The organism is Aeromonas sp. S18(2024) (assembly GCF_041402525.1).
GTDB lineage: Bacteria > Pseudomonadota > Gammaproteobacteria > Enterobacterales > Aeromonadaceae > Aeromonas > Aeromonas enteropelogenes.
The window spans coordinates 310,819-317,942 of the sequence record NZ_JBGLQV010000004.1 but is presented as its reverse complement, the minus strand read 5'-3'; the positions used below and the strand labels follow the sequence as shown (position 1 = coordinate 317,942).

Here is a 7,124-nt window from a genome sequence, read left to right as displayed (position 1 = left end):
CCTGATGGATTACTACAACTGGCGGCGTCCACATCAACACAATGACGGGATACCGCCAGCAAAAGCCGAAGATCGGCCTAACCAAGTGTCCGGATTTAGTTGACCACTACAACAGCAGCATGAGTACTCTTACAGCCGACAACGAGACTCTGTAGTGGTCAACTAAATCCTGACAAGCTGAAGGCCTCTTTCGCGTGATGGAACAGGATAAGGAGACAACGGAAGCCACTTTAGAAAACATCTAGGGGCATATCGGAATAAGTGGTGAGGTAATCAGGGACAGGAATCAGAAGGGCTCTGGACCATATCGGGGTAGTAGAAATGAAAATGGCCAGACTGAACAGTCTGGCCATTTAAGCGTCAAGTCAGAGACTCAAGCTAGGACTTCATGCAAACACAACTTAGAAGTTGTACTGCAGAGCAACAGTCCACTCGTCGTCCAGGTCGTTGATGCCCTGGATCTTGTACTCGGTGTAAGCTTTCAGCTTCGGAGTGAAGGCGTACTGAACACCCAGCAGGGTTTCGTCAACCAGATCTTCATAGCTGGCACCGGCAGTTTGAGAGTTAGCCTTGCCTTCTTTGAAGTTGTAGCCAGCCAGGAAGGTCCAGGCGTCTACGTTGTAGGAGGCAGCCAGTTCATAGCCACGACCTTCGTCCTTCATGCCCAGGGTCTTGTTCTTCACGTCGCCTTCGGTGTAAACACCAGCGAAGTAGAAGCCGTTGATGGCATAGTGTGCGCCAACAGCCCACTCTTCTTTCTTACCAGTGTTGCCATTGGTTTTGTGTGCCAGGTCAGAGTAAGCGTAACCTGCGTTGAAGCCCAGACCGAAGTCGAAATCGTAACCGGCAGCAGCTGCATAAGCTTTCTTACGCTTAACGTCGGTACCCCAAATCGGGTCTTCTTTGATGCTCTGACCAACGTCAGTGATCACGACAGCAACGTCATCGTTGGTCTGGTAAGAAACTTTACCTTTGAAACCACCGAAGCTGTTGGAGTAGATGATCTGGCCTTCTTGACGACCGTCATAGAAGTTACCGGCATCGCCCCACTCGTTGAAGATATCGGTCGGTTCCATCACGTCGTAAAACGCGGTGTCAGTTTGACCGAAGATGATCTGACCGTACTGGGAGCCATCGAAACCTGCATAGATGTGACGCGGGTCGATGTCGCCGGTTTTGCTGCCAGAGTTCTCAGCGGCAACTTGCCATTCGGTCTTGGCAATAGCAGACCAAGTGTTGTTCAGGGCAACTTTGCCGGACCAACCCAGACGAGTGGAACCAACCAGCTCAGCGGATTTGTCGTTGGCTTCGGTGTAGTAGTTAGCCTGTACACGGCCGTATACGTCGAAAGTGGTGCCGTCTTTGTCATAGATCACGGCAGCGTTAGCGGCGGATGCAAACAGAGCCGGAATGGCAATAGCCAGAATTGTCTTTTTCATAGTTTCCAATGCCTACTGTAATTAAACACTAAGTCGTTGTTATTCCCTGTGTTAGCGATGTACTTTGCATCACTATGGCGCCGAGACTAGCACCCAGATTTCTGAACCGCAATGAAAAAACTTGGAACTTTTTAGGAAAATCATGGTCACCGAAGGAAAAATGTGAGCCAAGTCCCATATTGCCTGCCCACAAAAAGAAAACGTTTACAACCCATTTTGCTGTATTTTTGGCCTCCAATAGCTTATTTAACAGGCTCTATCATTTAACTGCCTGATAAACTACCAAAGTGGTCTGATCTGCACGAAAAAGCCGTGATCATGGCCGCCATCTCGACCCCGACTGTGCGTTACAGGTATCCTACCTCTTCGATTGATCTCCTGACTGGCCTCTTCCTTATGTTGTCAACTCGCCTCAAAGCGACCATTCGCCATACCTATCGCCAGATTGCCGATGGATTACCCGGTTTCATGCCCCGCAAGGAGCAGAATTTCCTGGTGGCGGAAATCGCCAAGACCCTGACCGGAGAGTATGACAAGCAGCGCCGTATTCTGGTGGCCGAGGCAGGCACCGGTATCGGCAAATCTCTTTCCTATGCCCAGGGAGCCATCCCGGTGGCCCGTCTGACCCAGAAAAAACTGGTGATCTCTACCGCCACCGTGGCCTTGCAGGAGCAGTTGATCCACAAGGATCTCCCTTTTTACCATCAACATAGCGAACTGCCGTTTCGTTTCATGTTGGTCAAGGGACGCCAGCGCTACTGCTGCGAGCATCTGCTGGAGCAGGCCGCCAACGGGGCCGAGATGGCCAATTTCGAGCTCGACTTTTTTCTGCAAAATACGGGCGCGCTCAGCAAGCACAAACCGTCGGATGCAGACAAGGATCGCTACCAGGCCCTGTGGCAGGCCTACACCCATGGCAAATGGGACGGAGACAGGGACAACTGGCCCGATCCTATCCCGGACCCATGCTGGGATCGCATTGCCGCCGACCGCCATACCTGCAACAAGGCGCTCAGTCACCATCAACACTGCCCCTTTCATCGTGCCCGCAACGACATGGATGCGGCTGACGTGCTGGTGGTCAACCACGCCTTGCTGCTTTCCGACCTCACCATGGGTGGCGGCATCATATTGCCGCCACCCGACGAGTGTATCTATGTGCTGGATGAGGCCCACCATTTGCCCACCATTGCCCGGGATCACGGCGCCGCCAGTGCCAGCGTGAAGGGCTCTCGTCGCTGGCTGGAAAAACTGGTGCAAAGCGCCGGCAAGCTGGGGCGAACCCTGAACAAGGAGAGCCTGCTCGACCCGCAACTGAAATTGCAGGATGCCCTCGCGTCCATCCAGCCCGACTTGAAAGCCGTCGAGCAGTGGCTGGCTGCCAACGATCGGTTATTTGGCAGCGAGCCCCATTACCGCTTCAGTGACGGCATCTTGCCGGATCCTCTGCCCATGCTGGCGGAGAATCTGAAGGAGTCGAGCAAGAAGGCGCTGCGGGCACTGGATCGGCTGCAGGGCGCCATTGGCGAAGCCCTGAAGGATGGCGAGATCCGCCGCAAGGAGGCCGAGCCTCTGTTGGCCGAGAGTGGTTTTCACCTGCAGCGGCTGGAAAACTTTTGCGCCCTGTGGGAGATGCTTAGCCGCCATACGCCGACAGGCAAGACTCCCCTCGCCCGCTGGATGGCCAGGAGCGAGGATGGCGATATCTGGCTGCATGCCTCCCCCATCGAGGTGGGCTACCTGCTGGAGGAGTGGCTCTGGTCCAAATGCCTGGGAGCCGTGCTGGTCTCTGCTACCCTCACCGCCCTCTCCTCCTTCAGCTATTTTCGCCATCAAGTGGGGCTCAAGGAGCATGACGGTACCCGCTATCTGCGGCTGCGATCCCCGTTTGATTACCAGAAAGCCGAGCTCTATTTGCCAAAGATGGCCCACGAGCCCAACTCCCCGGCCTTTACCCAGGAGTTGATCGATACCTTGCCACGCTTGCTGGCAGGCAAGGAGGCAAGCCTGGTGCTCTTCTCTTCCTACCGACAAATGAATGAAGTGGCGCAGGGTCTGCGGGCCAAGGGGCTGTCATTGCTGGTACAGGGGGAAGCCTCCCGCCACGCCTTGCTCACCCTGCACAGGCAGAAGTGCGACGGGGGACAGGCCAGCATACTGTTTGGCACCGGCAGCTTCTCGGAAGGGCTGGATCTGCCGGGCCACTACCTCACCAACCTGGTGATCACCAAGCTCCCCTTCGCGGTCCCCAATTCACCGGTCGAGGAGGCCACGGCCGAGTGGGTCGAACAGCGGGGAGGCAACCCCTTCCTGCAGCTGACGGTGCCTGAAGCCTCTCGCAAACTTATCCAGGCCTGTGGTCGTCTGATCCGCAAGGAGGCGGATCGAGGCCGGGTCACCATCCTCGATCGTCGCCTGCTGACCAAGCGTTATGGCAAGGGACTGCTGGATGCCCTCCCCCCGTTCAAGCGACGCATCGAGTAGGGCCAGTCTCAGTTGTTGACAAAAAAGCCGGTAATGGGATGAAGGCTCACCACAATAAAGCGCAATTGAAAGAGCAATTGCCGCCATGGGCCAAACCTGCAAGAATGAGCCCCTGTTTTCAGTGGGCAAACGCCTGACTGTTCAAGGAGATGAGATGAAACTGACTGTTCTGGTGCCAGCGCTGGCTGGTCTGTTATGGGCAGGTAGTGCCCTGGCCGATGCCCAATTGGAAGTCACCAACCCCTACGTGGTTCAACTGATCGATGGCCAGTCCATCAATCCCAAGCTGCTCGACAAGACCAGCGACTTCCCGCTCTCTGCCGGCAAGCACCAACTAGTGATCGCCTTTGAAGGCAACTACTCCAAGCGCAACGAGATCAATCTGATTACTGCCGAGCCCCTGGTGATCAACTTCACCGCCGCCGACAATCAGCAACTGGTGCTGGATTACAAGAAGCCCCGCAACGAGACCGAAGCCAAGCAGTTCATCAAGGATCAGAAGGTGGTGCTGAAAGACAAGGCCAGCGGTCAAGTCGTTGCCAGCGAGCAGTTCGTGATGCCGAAAGTGGAAGGCTTCCAGCTGACCCGCGACTATCAGCAGGAGCTGATCAACATGGGCAAGGCGTTCAACCAGCCCAAGGCTGTCGCCGTATCCACCGCCGCCGTGATGGCCGCCAGCAGCGCACCGCTGCAGGTGGCACCGAGCAAGGCCCAAAGCAATCCGGAAGCCCTGACCCAGCTGCAAAACTGGTACAACAAGGCCGATGCAGAGACCCGCAAAGCCTTCCAGATCTGGGTTATCCAGCAGCAATAATCAATCTGTCCATCTCTATGATGGAGCAGCGACAAGGGGAGCCTGGCTCCCCTTTTTCATGGCACAATTTCAGATAACTGCATCCACCCCATCGACCTTATGTCACTGCAGATCTTCCACCACCCTTTCTACTCCGCCCTGGCGCTGCCCGAGCGACACCGCTTCCCCCTGGCCAAATACCAGGGTCTGTTCGAGCGACTCACCTCGGAGGGTTATCCTCTTGTCCGGGCACCTGCGGCAAGCATCACGCAGATCTGCCGCATCCATGACAAGAATTATGTGGCGGCCGCCCTGGCCGGCCAACTGGATGATCGCGCCATCCGCCAGCTCGGTTTCCCCTGGTCACCCATGCTGATTGAATGCACCCAGCATTCGGTCGGCGCCACCATAGCCGCCAGTCACTATGCGCTGGCACAGGGCTGCGGGCTGCAGATCTCCGGTGGCTATCATCACGCCCACCATGACCATGGCAGCGGCTTTTGCCTGTTCAACGATCTGGTGATCGCCGCACAATCCTGCCTGGACGAGGGGCGCTGCGAACAGGTGCTGATCATCGATCTTGACGTGCATCAGGGGGATGGCAGCGCGGCACTCTGTACGGGTCGGCGCGACATCATCACCCTCTCCCTGCACGGAGAGCACAACTTTCCCCGCCACAAGCCCGCCTCCCACATGGATTTCCCCCTGCCAAGCGGCATGGAGGACGATGCCTACCTCACCACGCTGGCAGAAGCGCTCAATCTGGCGCTGCGGCTCTACGCCCCCGATCTCATCCTCTATCAGGCCGGGGTGGACGTGCATCATGCCGACGAACTCGGCTATCTCTCCTTGAGTGATGAGGGGGTGCGCCAGCGCGATGCCATGGTCTTTGACTGCGCACAACGGCACGGGCTGCCCATTGCCGCCGTACCGGGCGGCGGCTACCGGCGTGACTGGCAACAGCTGATCCCGCTGCATATGTCCTTGTTTGAAGAGGCGCACAGGCGCTACGGCTAGCCGTTGAGCTCTGCCTGGCCACCGTTGCAGACAACAAGAAGGCGGCCCCTGGGCCGCCTCTGCTTTATATGCGTGCCATCCAGCCCCCATAGGTAAGCGAGGATGGAGCCCTCTGCCGCCGACCACAGTTCAGGCGTGGGCCACCGGTGTCGATTGCTTCCCAAAAGGGCGCAGCAGCATCAGCAGATAGAGCAAGGCCACGCCAGCGATCATGATGAACAGCAGGTTGTCCGAAAGGTGCTGCATCAGGAGTGCGGTATAGGCCGGGCCGAGCAGACTGCCGATGGTGTAGCTCAGCAGCAGCGCCTGGTTCATGGCCACCAGCTGATGGTGCTCGACCTTCTCGCAGGCCCACGCCATGGCCACCGGATAGAGGGTAAACCCGGCGGCGCCCAGGATGAACAGTGCCGGCCCCATCGCCACGCCGCCGAGCATGGCCCCGCACCCCAGGATCACCACCAGCACCTGCACCCGCAGCACCGGCAGGCGACCTAACCTGTCCGCCAGCCGACCCACCGGCCACTGCCCCAGGATGCCGGCACTCACCATCACCGCCATCCAGTAACCAATGCCGGCATCGCTCACCCCCTGATGGTTCAGGTAGAGCGGCATCAGGCCGTAGAGCGACCCCAGCACGATGCCGGAGATGATGCAGCCATCGACCCCGAGCCGTGCCTGACGCAGCCGCAACATGGACCAGACCCGGGTTGAGCCCTGCGCTTCGCTGCGCTCACTGACGATGCGGGTGAACAACAGCGGCAGGATAGCCGCCAGGATCAGCCCACTCGCCCAGGGCAGTACCTCCATCAGGCCGGTCGGCAACTTGCTGACCAAGAGCTGGCCGAGCACGGTGCCCAGGTAGTAGACCATCATGTAGGCGGCCAGCAGACGGCCCCGATTGTGCGCGTTGCCGCTGCACATCAGCGCGCTCTCCACCACCACCCAGATCATGGCGCAGCCGATACCGGCGATAAATCGCCAACCGAGCCAGCTCCAGAAATCAAGGGTAATGCCGAGCCCGACACAACCGGCGGCAAAGAGGACGGAGGCCAGGTAATAGCTGCGGTTGAAGCCGCAACGCCTGATCAAGGTGCCCGCCAGCAGGGTGCCCAGCAGGTTGCCGCTGAAATAGGAGGAGCCGACCATGCCCACCTGCCAGGTCGGCAGCTGTTCATGGGCAAGCCAGAGCGGTACCAGGGTATTGAGCACCGCGATGGAGAGGGTCAGCAGCAACAGGCCACAGAGCAACAACAGCACTGGCCGGGTGTATATGGTCATGGGTAAAACCGTGAGGAGAGTCAAAATGCGAGCGCATCATGCCACCGCCAATGCCATTGTCAATCGGCACTGAAAGCAGGATCGCAAGGTTTTATCGAATGCTGCTGGTACGG

General features: G+C 57.9%; 5 protein-coding genes. 3 read left to right on the top strand and 2 right to left on the bottom strand.

Going from position 1 to position 7,124, the window contains the following annotated elements; genetic code table 11:
* Positions 1-401: 401 nt before the first annotated feature.
* Positions 402-1,439: a porin gene (locus tag ACB034_RS09920; RefSeq protein WP_371172730.1), complete on the bottom strand. Its 1,038-nt coding sequence runs from the start codon at positions 1,437-1,439 to the stop codon at positions 402-404.
* A 396-nt stretch (positions 1,440-1,835) separates the two neighbouring features.
* Between ACB034_RS09920 and dinG the strand changes: the two genes are divergently transcribed.
* The 3 genes from dinG (at position 1,836) to ACB034_RS09905 (ending at position 5,733) form a co-directional block, all read left to right on the top strand.
* Positions 1,836-3,923, top strand: coding sequence for an ATP-dependent DNA helicase DinG (gene dinG, locus ACB034_RS09915; RefSeq protein ID WP_371172729.1), 2,088 nt, complete (start codon positions 1,836-1,838; stop codon positions 3,921-3,923).
* Positions 3,924-4,077: 154 nt separating this feature from the next.
* Positions 4,078-4,737, top strand: a complete 660-nt coding sequence (locus ACB034_RS09910) for a DUF2057 family protein (protein ID WP_371172728.1) — start codon at positions 4,078-4,080, stop codon at positions 4,735-4,737.
* 99 nt (positions 4,738-4,836) lie between these two features.
* Positions 4,837-5,733 (top strand): histone deacetylase, encoded by an 897-nt coding sequence (locus ACB034_RS09905; protein WP_371172727.1) that lies wholly within the window; start codon positions 4,837-4,839, stop codon positions 5,731-5,733.
* A 129-nt stretch (positions 5,734-5,862) separates the two neighbouring features.
* On the opposite strand, the gene ACB034_RS09900 is transcribed toward ACB034_RS09905, so the two are convergent.
* Entirely contained in the window at positions 5,863-7,011 is a 1,149-nt protein-coding gene (locus ACB034_RS09900) for an MFS transporter (protein WP_371172726.1), read from the bottom strand.
* Positions 7,012-7,124 lie beyond the last annotated feature (113 nt).